Source organism: Bacillus sp. S2(2024) (assembly GCF_050474045.1).
GTDB classification, from domain to species: domain Bacteria; phylum Bacillota; class Bacilli; order Bacillales; family Bacillaceae_G; genus Bacillus_A; species Bacillus_A yunxiaonensis.
This window is the reverse complement of record NZ_JBFLUS010000003.1, coordinates 706901-727162: the sequence shown is the minus strand read 5'-3', so window position 1 is coordinate 727162 and position 20262 is coordinate 706901. Positions and strand designations below refer to the sequence as shown.

Annotated in this window: 21 protein-coding genes and 1 riboswitch; of the genes, 6 read left to right on the top strand and 15 right to left on the bottom strand. The window is 35.2% G+C overall.

Features of this window, described 5'->3' with window-relative positions:
- Window positions 1-104 precede the first annotated feature (104 nt).
- The 10 genes from AB1284_RS03720 to AB1284_RS03675 form a co-directional block, all read right to left on the bottom strand.
- Window positions 105-2207, bottom strand: a complete 2103-nt coding sequence (locus AB1284_RS03720; protein ID WP_429754357.1) for a transglycosylase domain-containing protein — start codon at window positions 2205-2207, stop codon at window positions 105-107.
- A 214-nt stretch (window positions 2208-2421) separates the two neighbouring features.
- On the bottom strand, window positions 2422-3159 hold the full coding sequence (locus AB1284_RS03715; protein WP_429751557.1) for an anti-sigma factor domain-containing protein: 738 nt from the start codon (window positions 3157-3159) through the stop codon (window positions 2422-2424).
- Window positions 3160-3169: 10 nt separating this feature from the next.
- Window positions 3170-3712 carry an RNA polymerase sigma factor gene (locus tag AB1284_RS03710; protein WP_429751559.1) on the bottom strand — a complete coding sequence of 181 codons (543 nt, stop codon included), beginning with the start codon at window positions 3710-3712 and terminating at the stop codon, window positions 3170-3172.
- A 158-nt stretch (window positions 3713-3870) separates the two neighbouring features.
- Window positions 3871-4362 carry a COG4315 family predicted lipoprotein gene (locus tag AB1284_RS03705; RefSeq protein WP_429751561.1) on the bottom strand — a complete coding sequence of 164 codons (492 nt, stop codon included), beginning with the start codon at window positions 4360-4362 and terminating at the stop codon, window positions 3871-3873.
- 389 nt (window positions 4363-4751) lie between these two features.
- Window positions 4752-5240, bottom strand: a complete 489-nt coding sequence (locus tag AB1284_RS03700) for a DinB family protein (protein ID WP_429751563.1) — start codon at window positions 5238-5240, stop codon at window positions 4752-4754.
- A 180-nt stretch (window positions 5241-5420) separates the two neighbouring features.
- A complete protein-coding gene (locus tag AB1284_RS03695) occupies window positions 5421-6860 on the bottom strand; it encodes a PH domain-containing protein (RefSeq protein ID WP_429754358.1) in 1440 nt (479 codons plus the stop codon).
- On the bottom strand, window positions 6853-7329 hold the full coding sequence (locus tag AB1284_RS03690) for a PH domain-containing protein (protein WP_429751565.1): 477 nt from the start codon (window positions 7327-7329) through the stop codon (window positions 6853-6855). Before AB1284_RS03690 ends, AB1284_RS03695 begins: the two co-directional genes overlap by 8 nt.
- A 499-nt stretch (window positions 7330-7828) precedes the next feature.
- On the bottom strand, window positions 7829-8545 hold the full coding sequence (locus tag AB1284_RS03685) for an EcsC family protein (protein WP_429751567.1): 717 nt from the start codon (window positions 8543-8545) through the stop codon (window positions 7829-7831).
- A gap of 37 nt (window positions 8546-8582) precedes the next feature.
- A complete protein-coding gene (locus AB1284_RS03680; RefSeq protein WP_429751569.1) occupies window positions 8583-9800 on the bottom strand; it encodes an ABC transporter permease in 1218 nt (405 codons plus the stop codon).
- Window positions 9793-10539: an ABC transporter ATP-binding protein gene (locus AB1284_RS03675; protein ID WP_429751571.1), complete on the bottom strand. Its 747-nt coding sequence runs from the start codon at window positions 10537-10539 to the stop codon at window positions 9793-9795. The genes AB1284_RS03680 and AB1284_RS03675 overlap by 8 nt, the downstream gene beginning before the upstream one ends.
- A gap of 554 nt (window positions 10540-11093) precedes the next feature.
- On the opposite strand from AB1284_RS03675, the gene AB1284_RS03670 reads away from it, so the two are divergent.
- The gene (locus tag AB1284_RS03670; protein WP_429751572.1) at window positions 11094-11528 is read left to right on the top strand and encodes an HIT family protein; all 435 of its coding nucleotides are present in this window, start codon (window positions 11094-11096) and stop codon (window positions 11526-11528) included.
- Between the two features lie 106 nt (window positions 11529-11634).
- Here AB1284_RS03670 and AB1284_RS03665 read toward each other — a convergent pair whose 3' ends face one another.
- Entirely contained in the window at window positions 11635-11826 is a 192-nt protein-coding gene (locus AB1284_RS03665) for a hypothetical protein (protein WP_429751574.1), read from the bottom strand.
- An 87-nt stretch (window positions 11827-11913) separates the two neighbouring features.
- Here AB1284_RS03665 and AB1284_RS03660 point away from each other — a divergent pair, with 87 nt between their 5' ends.
- Entirely contained in the window at window positions 11914-12276 is a 363-nt protein-coding gene (locus tag AB1284_RS03660; RefSeq protein WP_429751576.1) for a YtxH domain-containing protein, read from the top strand.
- Window positions 12277-12606: 330 nt separating this feature from the next.
- Window positions 12607-13167, top strand: a complete 561-nt coding sequence (locus tag AB1284_RS03655) for an HTH-type transcriptional regulator Hpr (RefSeq protein WP_429751578.1) — start codon at window positions 12607-12609, stop codon at window positions 13165-13167.
- Between the two features lies 1 nt (window position 13168).
- Here AB1284_RS03655 and AB1284_RS03650 read toward each other — a convergent pair whose 3' ends face one another.
- The gene (locus tag AB1284_RS03650; RefSeq protein WP_429751580.1) at window positions 13169-13507 is read right to left on the bottom strand and encodes a DUF1878 family protein; all 339 of its coding nucleotides are present in this window, start codon (window positions 13505-13507) and stop codon (window positions 13169-13171) included.
- 89 nt (window positions 13508-13596) lie between these two features.
- Here AB1284_RS03650 and AB1284_RS03645 point away from each other — a divergent pair, with 89 nt between their 5' ends.
- From AB1284_RS03645 to AB1284_RS03635, 3 genes are all read left to right on the top strand, one after another.
- Window positions 13597-13812 carry a hypothetical protein gene (locus AB1284_RS03645; RefSeq protein WP_429751582.1) on the top strand — a complete coding sequence of 72 codons (216 nt, stop codon included), beginning with the start codon at window positions 13597-13599 and terminating at the stop codon, window positions 13810-13812.
- 299 nt (window positions 13813-14111) lie between these two features.
- Window positions 14112-14972 carry a peptidylprolyl isomerase PrsA gene (prsA, locus tag AB1284_RS03640; RefSeq protein WP_429751583.1) on the top strand — a complete coding sequence of 287 codons (861 nt, stop codon included), beginning with the start codon at window positions 14112-14114 and terminating at the stop codon, window positions 14970-14972.
- Between the two features lie 208 nt (window positions 14973-15180).
- Window positions 15181-15384, top strand: a complete 204-nt coding sequence (locus AB1284_RS03635; protein ID WP_429751584.1) for a DUF3955 domain-containing protein — start codon at window positions 15181-15183, stop codon at window positions 15382-15384.
- Between the two features lie 39 nt (window positions 15385-15423).
- Here the strand turns inward: AB1284_RS03635 and AB1284_RS03630 are convergent, their stop codons facing one another.
- The 3 genes from AB1284_RS03630 to AB1284_RS03620 form a co-directional block, all read right to left on the bottom strand.
- Complete coding sequence (locus tag AB1284_RS03630; protein ID WP_429751586.1) at window positions 15424-16383, bottom strand: aldo/keto reductase; 960 nt, start codon at window positions 16381-16383, stop codon at window positions 15424-15426.
- Window positions 16384-16405: 22 nt separating this feature from the next.
- On the bottom strand, window positions 16406-16978 hold the full coding sequence (locus AB1284_RS03625; RefSeq protein ID WP_429751588.1) for a Crp/Fnr family transcriptional regulator: 573 nt from the start codon (window positions 16976-16978) through the stop codon (window positions 16406-16408).
- Window positions 16979-17374: 396 nt separating this feature from the next.
- A complete protein-coding gene (locus tag AB1284_RS03620) occupies window positions 17375-19723 on the bottom strand; it encodes a discoidin domain-containing protein (protein WP_429754359.1) in 2349 nt (782 codons plus the stop codon).
- 433 nt (window positions 19724-20156) lie between these two features.
- A riboswitch (cyclic di-GMP riboswitch) is annotated at window positions 20157-20242 on the bottom strand.
- Window positions 20243-20262 lie beyond the last annotated feature (20 nt).

Sequence of the window (20262 nt, the reverse complement as noted above, 5' to 3'; positions counted from 1 at the left end):
AAACAAAATGTACAACATTATGTACGATGTTCATGAAATTGACACAAAAATATGTCTAAATCCCTTCTTTTTTCGGAACATTTTCATTATAGCACAAGCTGAATTTACGGCTTAACCTCTTTTGTTTTTTCTCCTTCTCGATTCGTTTGCGGATTAAATGGTACAACATAAAAACGAGGTGCTTTAAAAACGTTCATAAACTTTACTTCATATTCACCTTTTCCCGTTACTGTATCTATATGATTGGCTTTCCCATTGTCTATTTTGTAAATTCGATATTGAACTCTCTTATCAGGAAGTTGATTCCATGTTAGCTTCGCTGTAAACAAACCAAGCGGGGTAAACGTTAACTTAGCTTCTAAACCATCCACTTTACTTAAGCGAATCGGCATCCCAATTGTTTCAACACCACGCGGCTGTACAAATTTCTTTTCATCTTGTACATTTACTTTTGCTAAAATTGTTTTAAATAGTTTTGTTGGATAGGCACTGCTCCCTCGCACATAATGTTTGTCATCAGTACGGTCGTATCCCATCCAAACAGCTCCAACTAAATTTGGTGTATACCCAACAAACCAAACATCTCTTGCTCCGTCCTCTTGATTTGGCAAAGAAGTTGTTCCCGTTTTCCCAGCAAGTGCCCCTTTATATACACCATCTTGTGCAGTCCCTTCTTTCACAACACCTTCAAGCATTTTTGTCATATACCAAGCAGTTTGCTTAGAAAAAATTTTTATTTCTTTGCCTGTCGCTTGTCCAATCATTTCTCCGTGTCGATTCAACACCTTCTCAATGACATGCGGTTCAACGATTTTACCGCCTGCTCCAAATGCACGATACATTTTCACAAGTTCAAATGGTGAAACACCTTCTTTTAAACCGCCAAGCGCAGTACTAAGACCATGTTCAGGAATATAAATATCCCCTTTTTCTAAATATCGCTTTCCTTCTTCGACCCCAATTTCATGCAGAAGAGAGACAGCTGGGACATTTGCCGATTCTAGCAGCGCATCATACATTGTTACTTCTTTTGAATATTGATCATTGTAATTACGCGGTTCATAGCCATCAAAGGCATTTTGCTCATTTGTTAATAAAGAATACGGTGTATATTTTTTCGTTTCCAGTGCTGGTGCAAATACGAGAAGCGGCTTTAATACAGATCCTGGCTGACGCTTTGCGTAAATTCGATTTAACCCGCGTGCTATGTAATGCCTTCCTCCAACTGCGGCTCTTATCCCGCCTGTTTTACTATCCATTAAGAGAACAGCACCTTGCATCTCATCGTCTTGCATTGGAAAATTACGGACATTTTGCAATTGTTCATACGCTACCTTTTGCATTTTGTCATCCATCGCAACAACAAATGTATATCCTCCGCGCAAGACTTCTTGATGAGATAATCCATACGTACGAGCTGCTTCATCGACCACCATATCGATATATGGCATATAAGCAAGCTCTCGTTCATTTCGATTTGTATGAAGAGCAATCGTTTTTCCTTGATAACGAACCGTTTCTTCTGCTGATAAATATCCTTGTTTATGCATTAATGATAAAATTAAATCCCGGCGCTCCTTACTTTTTTCAGGATGCAAAAACGGAGAATAGCTATTCGGCGCTTTCGGAAGAGCAGCAAGCATCGCCCCTTCTTCAACCGTTAACTGCTGCGCGTCTTTATTAAAATAAAATTTTGCAGCTGCTTGAATACCATATGCCCCGTGCCCAAAATAAATATGATTTAAATACATTTCTAAAATCTGCTGCTTCGTATATTTTTGCTCCAAGTGAAACGCAATAGCAACTTCCTTTATTTTACGGAACCACGTTTTTTCATGTGACAAAAAAACATTTTTCACAAGCTGCTGTGTAATCGTACTCCCGCCTTCTACCTTCTCTCCAGCTAAAATATCTTTATAAAGTGCTCGTATAATAGAAGAAAAATCAATGCCATGATGTTTATAAAAACTTGAATCTTCAACAGCTAAAAACGATTGTTGAACAAATGTGGGGATGTCTTCAATATGTACCAATTCTCGATTTTCCACGTAAAGCTTCGTGATTTCTTTCCCTTGCTGATCAACAATACGTGATGAAGAGTGAAATACAAGACGTTTTTCATCCATCATATAACCACCAGCAAATACAATCAGTTTATATAGAACAATTGCAAATATAAAAATTGAAACAAAGCCAATGAGAAACATCTTTGTATTCTTCACGCCTCACCCTTCTTTCCAAATGATGGTACGTTTATTATTTGAAAAAACATATCCTTTATGTATAATCTTCGAAGTTTTTTACAGGTCTTGGGATAATGAAGAAAAATAAAATGAAACTTCCATCAATGGAGGTTTTCTTCATCCCTCACTGATGGAAGTTTCACTTCATAAGAAAATTAAATTCACTGTAATGTACGTGTTACGTTCCTAGTATCTTTTTGCCAAGAGGTTTCGTACTATTCGAATCTGGTTCAAGTGTAATACCGATGTTATCAAAGGATTGTTTTTGTGAAATTTCATATGTCAGAAGTCCTGAACCAGTTTCATCTGGCTTAAATATTCCAGCGTTTTTTCTTTCTCCATCTTTTAATAACCAAACTTGATACACTTCTGAATTTCTTACTTGTGGCAAATGATCAGCTTGTACAACTAATTTTTTCTTATCTCCTTGTTGTATAACAAACATATACCCCTTTGTATTTTCATGGTTTTGATCGGTTGATACTAATGGACGAGTAGAAATTACTTCAATTGGATTACCGTTCGATTCATGCTTCACTAAAGGTTGTATTTTTAATTGCGAATTTTCGATTGTTAATGCCACTGTAATCACTAACATTGTTATTAGTAATACTGTTGTTAACGGTGTAAATTGTTTTTTTAGTAAAGCCGGCCATTCTTTCCATTTCGTTGTTATTCTGTTATCTTTATTCGTTTGTTCGTGTGCAAATACAAAATCAAACACTTCAGCTTTTAATGTTTCTGGTACTTCTTTCTCCTCAAAGTCGAAATGCAGCGCTTCCCAAGCAGCCTGCATTGATGGATACTCAGCTTGACATTTCGGGCATGCCTTTACATGTTCTTGGAACTTTCTTTGTTCTCTATCATCAAATGTATTCGTAACGTAAGATAATAAATGCTCACATTCTCTCTCCATACTATCCCCTCTAATCTAGATATTTTTTTAATTGCTTTAAAGATTGATGAAGACGACTTTTCGTAGTTCCCAATGGTTCATCTTCCATTTTAGCAATCTCACTAAGGGAATAACCTTTCCAATATAATAAGTCGATTAATCTTTTTTGAGACGTAGACAAATTCTGTTTTGCCTTTTGAATTTCAACACTGTACAATTTTTTCTCGATTTGATTATCTGAATCTGCTATATGCATAGGTTTTTCAGCATCATCAAATTTCCTATACGTAAGTTCTTTATTTTCTTTTCGGACATAATCAATACATATATTCCTCGTAATCGTAAGTAACCAATTTACGAATTCACCTTTTGAAGGGTTATACATACTTTTCGTTGTCCAAAGTTTTAAGAACACTAATTGAACGACTTCTTTTGTTTGCTCTTCATTTCCTTGGAAAAATTTAAAAGTGAAACTATATATCAGCTTAATATATCGTTCATATAGTTCTTCTAATGCAGGACGATGGTTTCTTCTTACTAATTGCATTAACTCATAATCATTTTTTTCTTTCATTCTCACCTGCACTCCCTGTTTTTTCATTTATTTCCGATAATTCATAATTTATTTAATTATATAATTCAGGAAGAAAAATAGGAACCACCAACAACGCTGGTCGCTCCTTTTAACAGAATATTGATCCCGAAGACCCCACTGATGGAAGTTTCACTTTATCACTGTTTAAATGTGGTTTCACTATTCAGCACAAACCATATATCCTTAACCCCTTGTCCATTTATATCTCCTTTTGATTTATCATTCGCAAAATAGTAAAGGGGATAGCCTTTATACGTTACTTGTTGTTCTTTCGTATCTTCTCTTGTTATCGTAGCAAAGTCTTTTTTATCAAATCCTTTTGGCACTTCAAAATCTTTTGCAACAAATGGCGGCCAAAGTTTTACACATTCACCACTACAATTACTTACCTTAGCTGTGTCTTTTGTAAAATAATAGAGTGTCTTTCCATTTGAATCTGCTAAGTATTTTCCAACCTTATCGTTCTTTAATAATTGTAAGCTAGGAGATTCATCTTTCTTACTACTAACTTCAATCGCGTTTTCTCCACTTGATTTCTTACTTTGAGCCTCTTCTTTCTTATCGCTATTACATGCTGTTAATAAAAATAGACTCGCTAATATGGACACAACACATTGCCAGGCTTTCATACTGACTCCTCCTCTAATTTTTTATTTATATGTAAGGTAACGATAGAAAGGTTTGATCGGTTTGATAGAAAATAAAAAAAGATGCCAGCCTCTCTTTCTGCTTACATCTCTTTCTAACTCTATCCAATTTATCCCGCTATTCGCGGGCAGTAATACTCCCACCTCAAAATTCGGTGAACGCAAAGAAGTTAGATGGGAGATAAACTGCCCGTAACAGCCCGATTGGTAAATGCTTTCTATCAGTAGAGGATTAAAAAACAAAGGAGAGTACATATTTTAGATCTGTTGCATCACAAACAAAAAAGACTACTTAAAAACAGCCTCACATATGTTGGTGCCATGCTTTTTACTTTCTATTTTCAACAAACGAAACACCACATGTATTCTCTCTAATCATTCGTTCCTAACACATCCGTGTTTGGAGGTTCATACCCCATTTGGCGTATCATAGCTACAATCTGTCCCTTGTGATGGAATTCGTGAGTGATTGCATGCGTTAGTAATTTACCAGGTGTGATTGATAACATTTCTCCTCCTTGTCTCCAAGGAATCTCCCTCTGAATCGGCTCATCCATGTGATGTTTAAGTACTTCAAATACTTCATTTACAAGAGAATCTACATGTTCAAAGCGTGCTTTTATTTCGTTCAAACCAAGTTGTTGCAGATCTTCCTTTGCAGTGAGCGGCTTCTTCGTTTTCAATAAAATAAATGAGCCGAGCCAAGCGTTATAACAGTCTGCTACGTGTACTATTGTATCTCGCACACTTTGCCAACCGAACCCCACCTGGCGAGTAAAGTCATTTGGTTCTAGTTCTCTACAAAAGTCAAGAAGTACTGCTCGAGTTTGTCTGACCCATTCATATTCGTTTTTATGCATAATATACACCCCTTTATTTGTTTAAGAAACTTATTTTATTCCACACCTTATGTCCTAACCCTTCTAACAAGTAATCTATATCTATTTCGTCTTCACTCTTACCCTTATGATCTATGGAAACAAAAAAGAAGATAACCATCTACAGATAATAGATGATTACCTTCTTTTTCACTTTATTTTTCAGCCTACAATTATTTTTCCATCTTTTTGTTTATACCAACTATGCATCTTATCCGCATCTTCTAATCTCACATGCTTTAATTCATAATGTCGACCAGCACCTGATGATGCAACCGCAAACATATACGTACACAATTGATCTTTCTGTTGAAAGTAATGCTGACTTTTCTTCATCGATTGAATATGTCTTTTTCTCACTAGGCCTGTATATTTAGCAATGCCGCGATATACAATTGTGAGCTGGTTCGGCTCTAGCGCGTATCCGCCTGTTTTAAATTTACCATATCCAAGAGCTGTAAAAATCATAAACAATGGAATTAATACAAATAACCCTATATACCGTTCAAAGTATATACTAGCTCCTGCAATTGGTATTACAAATATCATGCAAATCATCCAGCTATAGACAAGGTAACGGCGCATTGCTGCTTTTGGTAAATGTGTGAAATGCTCCTCTAATTTGTATGGTAATTGCAAGTGCTCCAATAATTGCTCGACATCCTTTTTTCTCATCAGGGGATGCAGCGTAACATTCATCTCATGTTTTCCAACGCTTTGAATCACTTCTACATGAACAGAGCAATAACCGAACGGTTGTCGAAGCAAAGCCTCTTTAATTGTAATGGCTTGGATTCGATGCACCTTTAACACAAGTTCCTTTTTCTCAAATAAACCTTGTGAAATACGAATTTCCTCTCCTCTTCGATAAACAGTAAAATTCGCATGTTTAAATGCATATGCAAATGTTGAAATAATCCATGACAAAACAATTAAAGTAGCGGCCATATACATCCAGCCGTACATATCACTATTTTTCACATATTTTTCGACTGTATCGATTATACTTTGTGGAATATAGTCCTTTAACTCTTGGGCAAATAGGAAGAAAAACGAAAATAATAATCCAAACTGACCTGATGTAACAGAGGCAAGAAGAATTTCTTTGATTGTTAGTTTATAAACAGCTGTATTTGTTTCTTTTGTGGGTTCACCATTGTCTTCTGAGAATTGTCCTTCTAATTTCTCTTCTTCATTCAGAAGAGAAATTAAATGCTTTGCCTCATCATTTGTAATCCCTGCTAAGCTTACCTCTGGTTCATGACCTCCACCAGCCGTTTCAATCTTTAATTTTGTTAAATCTAACAATTGATAGACCACATTGGAGCTTGTATTAATTGTTTGCACACGCTCTTTATTTAAGTAGCTTTCTTTTTTCACAAATAATCCATGTTTAATATGCAGCGTATTATTTTCAATCCAATACACTTTGTAATACCATTCAATTATAGTAGAAAGAATGGTAAACGCGAAAATCCCAAACGGAAGTAAATACCAAAATGGAAATTTACCTTTCGTACTAAAGAGAAGTATAAATGTTGGCAGAAGCTCTTTAATCTTTAATTCGAATAAAATGGTAATTGGATGTTGCCTCTTAAACATCTTCATCACTTACCTTCGCTAGTTCAGAAATTTGACGTTTTAATTGTTCAGCTTCTCTCATTGTTAAACCAGGAATACCGTGCGTCATTGCAGCTGTAGATACTTTTAATTCCGTTAGCCCAAATTTGCGCATGATTGGACCTTGTTCAATCGTTACGTGTTGAATACGAATCATTGGCACTAATACACGTTTAACAACGAACATTCCATGTTGAATTTCCATCTCTTCTTCATTTAACTGATAGCTATGATAACGCTGACGTAAACTCGGAAATACAAGATAACCGAGCGGTGCATATGCAAGTAGCCCTATTACAAGTGCACCAAATATCCAGCCTGTCCAATCAAATTTCATCATAAATATAAAATAAGCAATTGTAATAATAAGACCGACTCCAGATGTTATGAGCGAGTTAATTTGCCATACTCGTACCATGCTGGAATGAATTTGATTTTCTAATGGTTGCATCGTTTCACCTCTACTTTATAATCTATATAAATCCAAATAAAAAAACGACATAAAGCCATTCTTTTTAGGTGGGCAAGAGCATCTGGCCATGCATATTTTCTGCCACATGCAAAGTTCAAACAAAGGGAGAAAGCAAGTGCAGGCTCCTTGTTCTCTACATAGCACCAATCTATATGTCGAGAAATTAAAATGGATACATATAGTACATCTTTTTCTATGAATCTATAACCTTATTTACCAAACCGTATTAATCATATTAAAAACACAATTGGAAAACAAGCCATTTAAAGGAAATGTTTCCCTTTAAATGAAGTAAAACTTTCATCAGTGGAGGGCTTCTTCCCTCCCCCACTGATGGAAAGCCTACCCAATCGGGCGCATGCCAGCAGTTACTTCTTCGCTTCTCTCTCAATCTTGAGGTGAGGTCTTACTGCCCACGAATAGTGGAATGAATACAAAAAAACTTTCGCATCTATATAAAGTACGAAAGTTTTTCACGTTACATCATTCCTTGTTGCTGCAAGAATCGCAATCGATAGCAATTCATCGTCACTTCACCGAGCCTCTGCAAAAGTTGGTAGTTCGCATATGCCCCCACTGGTGCACCGATGACCGGCACAAGCTGCAGCATTTTAGCTAAATCAATATAATCCCGATATTCTTTCTGAAATTTCTCCCAATCAATATGATTTTCTATATTCGTATCCCACGTCTCAATGGCCTTCCATATTTCTTTTCGATGATCATCACTTGAGAAGGCGAGTTGGAATACATGAAGAATGAATAACCGTTCTTCTTTTTTACTCGTATCATAGCCATACAGCGTTGCCGCATCAAACAAAAATTTAATTTTAATGCTAAGCAAAAGCGGGAAGTCAGCGAGTCCTAGTAAGAAACCACCTGCTCCTGTCCCAGCTCCTTCTGCTGCAGCAACCTTTTTATACTCATCAATCTTCTTTAGCACTGCTTCATCTCTTCTTTGCAATGACCAATTCGTTTCTTTTAACTTCGGTTTGATAAAATTTGAGCCAATACTAATTCCTTGCACCATCGTTTTAATCGTTTCTGTCAGTATGGTTTGCACTTTTGCTGGAATGAATTGTTGCACTTTCGTTTGCATTGCTTTTGAAAAACGTGTCATTGCGGAAGAGTTTTTTATAATTTTTCTTTTCCACTGTTGTAATTCTAAGATGACCTTCTGTTCATATTCAGTCATACTTTTCTTCCTTTCCCTATACAGTGAAACCTACATATTAAGTGCGTGATAATTTTTTTAAGCGCATTGCCCCGTATCGATATACAAATCCAAAACTAAATAACATATTTTCAAGAAATACAAGTCCTGTCATCATTATGTCCTTCGTTGCGAGCGCAAATAACATAGTGAAAATGACGCCACCTACGCAAAGCAAAGCACATAATAACGCAAGAAAGTCCTTCATCTTTTCTTCCTCTAAAACAGGATATAAATCAAGCCATAGCTTTAAACGATGGTGCTTCCATAAACTTAACAACTGATAGCCGATTAAATATAAAAACACGACACTTACTATAAGACGTGCATATAGAAATGGAACAAAGTATAAAATCAATCCACCAATTATAAGTAAACGAACATACAGCCCAAAATAATTTCCTGAGCGTAAAAACGTACGTACGAATAAGAATAAATAGGTTCGTTTTTCTGATACAATAGTAAGAATAAAATCAAGCCATTTCCGGCGTGATACACGTTCCTTTAACGCGGGCACATCGACAAACATATTGGCAATGCGGTATAGCAATAACATTTTCTTTCCTTCTTCTACAATTAAGTATTCCCAGTTTAGCGGTTTTCCTTTTACTTTCTGATGCAAAAATACAAGATAAACCACCATTGCAAAGACGATTGCTCCCATATAAATAACAGAAGCGCGCGCTACAAGAAAATAAACAAAGAAAAAGTTAAGAACAAAACGGATCAGCCAGTCAATGAGATACATACGGTTATCCGTCATATAAGACTTCTCCCATGTGACAAATAAATTCCAAGCCTTACTTAACACAATAGCGAGCACAATTACGATGTATGTTGCTCCGGATTGTTTCATCTGCTGGAAATAGAGCGGAGCAAGCGCTGCACTTGCCATCGCTATCATATACAGCTGGATGATAAACGTAAATTGAAAAGCTTTTGTGAAATATGCTTTTAATTTTTCCTCTACCGGAAGTAAGTACACAAGATCCGCTTCTTTTAATAATGTTTGAATTGATCCCGCTGTTAATACAAGTCCTAGTAAAACTGCTATAACAAATGCTGCCGGAAATGAAGGTGTCAATGTTTGTAACCATTGTTGGTAATAATACGCACCCGCACCGATGATAAATACAAAAATAAATTTCAAATGATCATTAAACACATATTTACTATATGTACGAATTTCTTTTAAAAAATGACGAAACCGTTCTCTCCATAACTCTTTACTATTCATCAGCATCTTCTTCCTTCGTTAGTGCAATGTAAATATCATCAAGCGTCGCACTCGGCATATTAAACTGCTTTTGCAGTTCTTCAAGTGTGCCCTGCGCACGAATTTCACCTTGATGCAAAATAATGAACGAATCACAATAACGTTCTGCTGTTGCTAAAATGTGTGTACTCATTAAAATGCCAGCACCGCTTTTTTTCATTTGATCCATCATTTGTAAAAGCGATTGAATCGCTAACGGGTCCAATCCAACAAACGGTTCATCAACAATATATAGAGAAGGTTGTACTAAAAAAGCGCTCATAATCATTACTTTTTGTTTCATCCCTTTTGAAAAATGAGCTGGAAACCACTTCAAACGATTCTTCATGCGAAACTCTTTCAACAGTTTTTCTACGCGTTCTTCGTACTCTTTTTCCTTAATGCCGTACGCCATTGCCGTTAGTTTTAAATGCTCTTCTAATGTTAACTCCTCATATAACACAGGTGTTTCTGGAATAAAGGAGAAACTGGAGCGATATGCTGTCATATCCTCTTTTAATGTCTTGCCGTTAATCGTAATGTGACCTTGTTTCGGCTCCATCAATCCGATAATATGCTTAATTGTTGTACTCTTTCCTGCACCGTTTAAACCAATTAAACCGACAAGTTCTCCTTTCTTAACGGAGAATGAAATATTTTGCAATACAGGTCGCTTTGTATATCCGCCTGTGACATTTTCCACTCGCAATAATTGTTCCATATGACACCACTTTCTTCTTTATGTATGTGTAATCATCTTACCAAAAAATTAAAGCTCCTACATAGTACCGAACTTTTTTAAAAAGAAAAAATTTCCTTTACATAACTTTTACAAAAGCGGACATCATAATTAGTGAGGAAGGAACACATTGAAAAAGCAACCATAAAAGTGATGAACACAGCCTAGCGAAATCATCATGAAATGGGGTGTCTATAATGGACAAAGTGAGTGAGTTTACACAAAGCAGATAATTGTTTAATTTTAGAAACGGGGTGTCTCGAGGAGAGTAGATGCTGTTTTATAAAATAAACAAGTCATTTCAGAAGGATTGCAACATCATTTCATTGAAAATGGGGTGTCGACGGCAGAGTAGATGTCGAATTACCACGCATTTCCTAAACAAATGAGGTGTCTGTTAAAGGTAGATTAAACGAAATGCTTTTTCAAACCTTCTTCAGAAGGCAGGAAGCTTTATGAGCTTCCTGCTTTTCGTGTTTTTTTCTATTATGTAATTATGTTAAAATACGGCTAAGACCACTGAAAGGATGAGGAATATGAATCATACAGCAGACAATTGTATTTTTTGTAAAATTATTGAGGGACAAATTCCTTGTGCAAAAGTATATGAGGATGAGCATGTACTCGCTTTTCTTGATATTAGCCAAGTTACAAAAGGGCATACACTCGTAATTCCAAAAGTACATAAACAAGATGTATTCGCGTTAACACCAGAAATTGCTGCACACATTTTCTCTGTCGTTCCAAAAATTTCGAACGCTATTAAAACCGAATACAATCCAGTTGGCTTTAACTTATTAAATAACAACGGAGAAAAAGCCGGACAAACTGTCTTTCACTTCCATCTTCATTTAATTCCACGCTACGGCCAAAAGGACGGATTTGGTGCGGTGTGGAAATCTCATCAAAGTGATTACACAATGGAAGAGTTACAAAACATTGCAAACACAATCGCAACTAGCGTAAAGTAGTATAATACTTTCACCAGAACTGATGAGTTGAAAAGATCAGATTTTACAGATCATCTTTTTATATAACATATTAAAACAGACTAACCGTTTCATCTGAATAGATACCTTATTGTAGTATGTACAATAAAATTGTACATACCATACATACCCCGCCAATAAAAGCGACCCTAACAGTTTGTTGTTTCACCAAAAGTATTGGCGGATAGGATCTTTTCTGTTTTAATATAAAAAACAATTGCATTGCTCGTACAAGAAAGAAAAGACTGACAATAAAACAAATTGTTGTAATCCATTTCACTTTTCTCCCCCCTTGTCTTATGCATATGCACGTTTTTACACATCATGAGTATAATGATAAGTTGAACAAACTGAGGAGGTCCTTTTTATGTCAAAATCTAAATCCTTTCTAACTGGCGTCATCTGCGGCGGAGCTGTCGCTGGACTTGCTGTGCTCTTTTCCACTCCTTCATCTGGAAAAGACATGCGAAATAAGTTAAAAGAAAAAGGAAATGATATAAAGAAAACAATATCTGATATTACAGCAGATACGAAATTATTAAAACGCCAAATTATTGAAACAGCTTCTGAAGGAAAAGAAGTCATTCAAGAATTAACAAATGATATGCACGAAACATTCTCTGTTTGGAGACAAGATATTTCTCAAAACAAACGCCATATTGAACAAGAAATTGAAGACATTCAAAAATCAATTGAAAAATTACAACAAGCAGTTCCTGATAAAGCGTAATTTTTCGTATATAACAAATTTTTATGATTCCTATCTTCTCTTACACGGTACATGATATACATGTGCCGTATTTTTTTATACAATTACACAGTTTCCTTTTTTCATGCAAATGAGAATAAAATTATGTTAATCTATACCCTGTCCCATGATAAAACGCTTCCAAGCCCACTCAAAAAAAGTGACAGATCAATACAAATTAACTCGGAATTTGTACTGTTTTGTCACTTTTCCAAAAAATTTCAACAATTCTAACAAAAAGACTTTATTAATTTTTATTTTACTGGCATAATAGATACTAATGAATAAGATTTGTATAAAGTGGGTGAATGAATGAAAAACGGGGATAAAAGTTATTCGATAAAAGAAGCGATGATTTTCAGCCAACGCATCGCACAATTATCAAAAGCATTATGGAAATGTGTAGAAAAAGATTGGCAGCAATGGATTAAACCATACGATTTAAACATTAATGAGCATCATATTTTATGGATTGCGTATCATTTAAAAGGGGCTTCTATTTCAGAAATTGCAAAGTTCGGTGTGATGCACGTATCGACGGCTTTTAACTTCTCTAAAAAACTAGAAGAGCGCGGTTTACTTATATTTTCAAAAAAAGAAGATGACAAGCGAAACACGTACATTGAAATTACTGATAAAGGGGAGGAATTGCTGCTGCAATTAATGGAAGAATATGAACCTGAAAGTAATTCTGTCTTTAACGGCGCTTTAGCTCTTCGTAACTTTTATGGTAAATTCCCAGAAAATATCGAATTAATTGCCATTTTACGGAATATTTACGGGCAAGATTTTATCGACATTTTCGAGAAATCCCTAGATAATATCGAGGACAATTTTGTAGAGCACGACGAAAAACTTGTTAAAAAGTTTTAGATTATGATTTTAACGCCATCATACGTATAAATTCTTGCATTAATGGTTGAAATAAACCTTGACGTTCGAGCGCTTCTGCGGTCTCTTTTCCTTCGAGACTTCGTGGAAGCGCTTTTTCAAATTTATGCAACAATTCATCAAACAAAAGTAAACCTTCTTGCTTTTCGATCATATATTGCTCGTTCATTTCTTCACAAAGAGCTAACAAACGTTCTACATCACGTCTCATCACTTTCTTCTTTATAATTAAAGAATAAAATGGACACTTTTGTTCATCTATCATATTAAAAAGAAGCGATACATAATATTCTGCTTGTTCTAAGCGTTTCACAACGTCCATTTTCTTCCCTCTCTTTCTAATACAAGTTCCTCTATTTCAGAATTTTATAACACGAACAAAATATCGTATGATACAATAGATTCAATTATATGTATTTTCGCCAAAGGAGGACTCTCCTCGTGACAATTATATTTATCGCTTTTGCACTTATTGTTCTAGTGTACACGAATTTTATGACGCATACACTGTGTCAACAAAAACAAATGTCTGATCGACGTCAAACAGGTGTCTTTCGGTTCATTAATGTATGTATTACCATATTATTAATTTCTAGTTATATAGAAATTATATTTCATGCAAAGTGAGGAAGGGAACCCCTTCCTCACTTTTTTCCTCTATAAACAAATTATACCTACTATCACTAATAAAATAAATAACACAAGTAATAAAATTAATTTTTGATTTATCATAAATGCAGCCCCCTCACCTTCTTTTGTATGCTAATAAACCTAAAGTGGTGATATCGCCCAATCTGACAATTCTTCCCTAACAAATGGGTAAATTTTCTTTATCAATAGGAAAACAACTCGAAATATGCTATATTAATTTTAGTACATATTGCTTATACTATAAAAAAATACATAATAGTAGGAGTGTTTATTTCATGAAGAAAGCAATACTTGCCCTAGCTGTAACAAGTGTCTTCACATTATCAGCATGCGGCACTTCTGACAAAGTTGTAACGTCAAAAGCTGGCGATATAACAAAAGATGATTTCTATAATGCAATGAAGCAGCAAGGCGGTAAAAACGTCTTACGTAACATGGTAATGGAGAAAGTATTCGTTAAAAATTACCCAGTAAAAGACGATGACGTTAATAAACGATATGACGAATACAAAAAGCAATATGGCGATCAATTTGATGCTGTATTAAAACAAAGCGGTATGACTGAGAAACAATTAAAAGACTCTGTTCGCGGCGAACTTGCAATGAAAGAAGCTGTGAAGAAAAGCATCTCAGACAAAGAAGCAAAAGACAATTACAAACCTGAAATCAAAGCAAGCCACATCCTTGTAAAAGATGAAGAAACTGCGAAAAAAGTAGAAGCTGAACTAGCACAAGGAAAATCTTTTGAAGACTTAGCAAAACAATACTCTGAAGATACAGGTTCAAAAGATAAAGGCGGCGACTTAGGATACTTTGGACCAGGTAAAATGGTAAAAGAATTTGAAGATGCTGCATATAAATTGAAAAAAGGTGAAGTTAGTCAACCTGTAAAATCACAATTTGGCTACCATATCATCAAAGTAACTGACATTAAAGAATTAAAACCATTCGATCAAGAAAAAGATCGTATTAAAGGCGAACTTGCTGACAAGAAAATGCAAGACGCTCAATTTATGAACGATCTTGTTACAAAAGAAATGAAAAAAGCAGATGTGAAGATTAACGATAAAGATCTAAAAGATATTTTCGAACCTCAAAAAGCTCCAGCAGCAGACCAAGGCACATCTAGCAAATAATAAAAAAAGTCCGGCATATGCCGGGCTTTTTTTATTTGAGGATTGAGCTAAAACTATGAACGTTTGCGCCATATACAACTTTGTTCTCTTACAAATCTGTAAGCTTTTTGTCACGTATTTAAATAGTACTAACGATATGACAACATTATAATTACGAACTATAGAGCAGTTATTTTGTAAAAAAAATTCCTGCATATGGAGGTTTAAAATGAAAAAGTATATTTTAACTTTAATACCATTTATCCTAGGGGTCGGATGTTTTGTTAGCTTTAATACCATCGGCTCTACAGTCGCTCCTGATGGTACTCTTGTTGAACCATTTTATTTACTACCAATGGGTTATTCATTCATAGCTATCGGTATCGTTAGTCTATTTGTAAGTAAAATGAAAACAACTTTTTGCACTACATAACTTCCCTGAACCATTTAGGTAAATATTTCCACGATAAAATTATATCATGCTCTTTTCCCAACCTCCTTTTATTGATATGCCTGTATTCCTTGCCGCTTCTTCCAATTTAATCATTTCATCTATTTCCAGATTGATATTAAGTGCAGATACTGCTCCATCAATATGTGATTCTTTTGTAACTCCTATAATTGGCACAGTACCTTTTGAAATTGCCCAAGCTATTGCTATCTGTGCTGGTTCAGCCTGATATTTTTTTCCTATTTGACTCATAACATCTATTAACCCTTCAAGCTTTCTGAGAACATCGACATGAAAAACTTCTCCTCTTCTAGTTCCACTTTTAAAAGGATTATTTACATTATATTTACTAGATAGGGCACCTTGCTCTAACACCATATAAGAAAAAAACACAACGTCATTCTTATAACACCAATCAAGAATTCCCGCTTCTTCTGAAGCTCTATATAATAAACTATAATGATTTTGAACTGCTGATAATCGTAACCCTTCTTTTTCTAAAATACTTGCAGCCAGCGTTATCTCTTCTAAATTATGATTGGATACCCCTACATGTTTTATTTTTCCGCATTTAACTAATGGTATAATCTCTTTTGTCCATTGTTCTACATTTTTTGGATTGTGTATCCAATATATGTCTATAGAATTTATTTCTAGACGTTCCATACTGCCGTCTAAAGATTCTTTCATAGCGCTTTCAGCCTGTTCTTCAAAAGGGGTAAATTTTGTAGAAATAAGTACATCTTTTTCTTCTTTCATTAAAGTGCCAAGAATTGTCTCCGATGCACCCATGCCATACACAGCTGCAGTATCCCATAAATTAAATCCTTTTTCCATTGCTTTTTTAAAAACAGGCCTTAAATCCTCTTCATTATACTCATTTCCAAAAACCTGATTCCCACCATTAATACCAATTCCCCATGACCATGTCCCCATTGCAATGGTTGGTATTTCTATATTTTGAAGTTTTACATATTTCATACCTATCCCCACCTTCAATATTCTAAACATGTTCTCTAATAGCTCTTTTAATTCTGCTTAAAGAAACTGGTGTAATTCCAAGATACGAAGCAATATATGCTTGATTCACACGTTCCTCTAATTCTGGATGCATTCTCTTAAAATCTAGATATCTCTCGGTAGCACTTTTTAGTAAAAAGCTACTTTCTCTTTCAATCTTATACTTAAAACCATACTCTAACACCTTCATATATACCTTCATACAGTAAATATCTTCTTCTACTAATTTTTTAAAATCATTTACATGAACCACTAAAACTTCACAATCTTCTATTGCTTCAACACAATGTTTTGATGGACCTTTATTAAAAAGTGCCTCACCAACGCATAACGTACCTTTCCTTGGAAAAAAGTGCGTAACATCATTACCGTTTATATCAATATAATAACTCCTTAATAATCCAGATAAAATAAAATACAATTCATTTTGAATATCCCCTACATGAACTACTATTTCTCCCTTTGATATCTTTTTACTTTTAAACATACACTCTATCTTTTTAATAACCTCGTCTGGCATTTTGTCTTGTATGAAGTTCTCTACCATCTTTTGCATTTGAACGAATCCTTCTATCAGCTGTCCCTCCTCTGTTCACTTTTTCTCTATTATGCATTTTTTATTTACTCTTTGTAATTAACATTTGATAACTGTATCAATTTTTTAAGTCAATTTTCACAACAACATGCAACATTAATTTTTATTATTTACAAAATGTTTCTAAAGAAAATCCACGTCATATGTGTTACGGTTCACCGCAACACATATGATGTAAACTTTTAAAGTATTATAGATATAAATAATAATAAAATAAGGCGCTATATGTAAAAGTGCTCTAAAGGCAATGCTGATTTTATTGCTCTGGCAATTTCCCTTAAAAGATCTGTGTTTTGAACACATAAAAAAACTGCAGCAAAAGTATAAAATCCTTTTGTGCAGTCTCTCTTTCAACTATTAATGATATAATTTTATTTCTGAAGCTGAAGCAAATCCACCATCCCCTGCTACTACTTCAAGCTTTACATACTGAGCATCTACTTTACTGAAAGTTGCATTCTTTGTAGAATTATTATTTGTCCACGTTCCAGTAGCAACCTTTGTAAAATTAATTCCATCCATACTTGTGTATATATTATAACTAGTTATGTTCCCGTGATTACAATTATCTTTTCTTGGAACATAAGTTAATTGTGATACGCTGGTAACTTCATTAAGCTTTATCGTAATGTATGGGGCCTTATCACTTCCATTCCATAACGTATGCCACATTGTTGCACCGTTTCCGTCAACTGCGTTTTTAGCATCATTACCAGCTGAAATTTCCTCACTTGAGACACCTGCAACTGATAAACTTGTGTGCGGTATTAATCCTGTTGCAACAGTATCAGTAAACTTTAAGTTAACAGCATCACTTGCTGGATTTGAACCAACAGCAAATTTTCTAACTGTTAAAGTTACATTTCCTGTTAAATCCGGCAAATTAGGAGAAGCTGGATTATATCTTGTCCAATGCGAACCTTGATCGATGCTGAATTCCATCGTGCCGTCTATACCAAAAACTAAATTCTCATCATCATTTGCAGAAACATTCACTTTACCAGCTTTTCCAATTGGAATTAATAAAGGCTGCTCTGTTCCAATCACTCTTGTTAAAATACCGTTAGTTGAATTGATTGCTGCTATTTCTTCATTACTCAGAAGCATATCATTGCTTGTAGCAACTTTATATGTTTTTCCACCATCAATACTGTATTCCGTATCGGGTTTAATTCCCATTAATTTTCCTGCATTTGCTCCATCAAAACTAAAAGTAGCAAGGCTCAGTCCTAAACTTGGCATTTGATCTTTTATTTTATTAGCTACTTGCTTTTCATTTACATTCGTTATTGCGTTAAATGCATTTAATATATTTACAGTATATTGCTGAAGCTTCGCTCTATCATCTGTATTCAGAACACGGCTTCTAATTTGAGAAAGAAGATCCATCATCGGTCTTGGCTCATTAGCAAAAGAAGCAATGATACTGTTATTTAATTCTTGCCACTCCGCATCTGTTACATTTGGATTTTGTAACATAAGAGAAACGTAATCTTTCCATACTAAAACATTAATTGGTAATATATTAGTAGCTATTTTATAAATTGCAACTTTGTTATCTGATGAAATCATCGCTTTCGCTAACCAGCGTAATCGCTCTGATTGATCTAATTTTGCTTGGTCAAGCTCCGCATCTTCAAATAATAATATGTACGGTACTTGATTTTTCAATTTATCATCTGACCAAGGAATAACAGTTCCACCATGATGCTCAGATTCACTCCATCCAAATATATCATTTCCTAAATACCAAGAAGATGGTTTGTCATTCCAGATGAGTGCACAATGTCCAGGCTGTCCAACGGGCATAGCTGCCACACCAAAAGCTTGACTGACTTGCGTACCAAACTTTGAAATATTACCACATACTCCGCCATCTCTGTAAATTGAGGAAAGATTCCAAGCTAAACCGTAGAATTTATCATTTCCAGCTTGAATGCTAACTCCATCTTTGTTATATTCTACATATTTAATCAAATATGCACTTTTTCCTATCTTATCTTGGCTTTTAAGTTCTGGATGTTCCGTATTAATCATGTTTCTTGCCCAAGTTAAATCTTCTTCCGGTGACCAAGTATTCACTACTAATCTTAAATGCCAAACATCATAAGTTCTAAAGACAGGAAGTAACTCATTATTTTGATCTGCTGTTTTATAATATTGATACCTCGTTAATGGATTAATAGGTTGATTGTTTGTCCAATATTTTACGGGTTCAGCATGAGCTAACGATGTAGCTATCGCTAATTTAAAATACAATCCTTCATGAGAATCTGCATCCGTATTCCATATGGTATTCCATATCTCAAGTGCATTTACAGGATTCTTCCCAGTTGGACTGCCGCCTTCAAGAAACGTATTCATTACATCTGTATTTTTCATAACCCAGCTAAGAAAATTTTGATGGGCAGCATCTTTTTTAGCGAATGCACCCATTGCTGCTGCGCCTGTTTGTGATATGAATTGCCACTGAGCCAAAGCTGCTGCAAATGATGGGTCTGTAAGCTTATTTTGTAAATTCGCTTCAGTGATATCCCCAATATTTTCATTCAGATATGTTGTGAGATAACTCAAATGATCCTCAAAATTACCATTTACAATTGCCTGATCTGTCTTTTGCTTCAATGTTTCTTGAGTTAACGACACCGTTTCAGCTGAAACTTTCGTATAAGGAATCGTAACAAAGCTCCCTGAAACAAGTGACATAGTTAATACGAAAGATAAAGTTCTTTTCAAAATAAGCCCCCCTTGTGTGTGTGTTTAACCGATTACCCTTGCAGCCTCCTTTCTTACTAAAGTGAAACTTCCATCAGTGTTTTTTTCATTCTCCACTAATGGAAAGCCCGCCCAATCAGGCATTTACGGGCAGTTATCCCCCACCTTTCTTCTTAAGAAAAGCGGAAGCGGCTCGCTCAGAATTGCGGGACGCCCGCGCACCCGACAGAGAGAAGCCTTTTGCCTCGTCCGAAGGGGCGAAACGACCGGAGATTCTAGCCGCTAGAGCTGGACAATGATTCTATTGGAATCTTGAGGTGAGGGTCTTATTACCCGCAAATAGTAAAATAAAAAAATTCCCCATACCTAAAGGCATGGGGAATTAAACTACCAACATGAATAAAACTTGGAAGTTTCCTAACCTTTCGGCAACTGGCTGACATAGTGGCATGCACCTTAGTCCCTATAGCTTTGCGTCATTAGCTTTCACTAACTTTGCCTTTATCGATTAAAATCAATTAATTTGAATA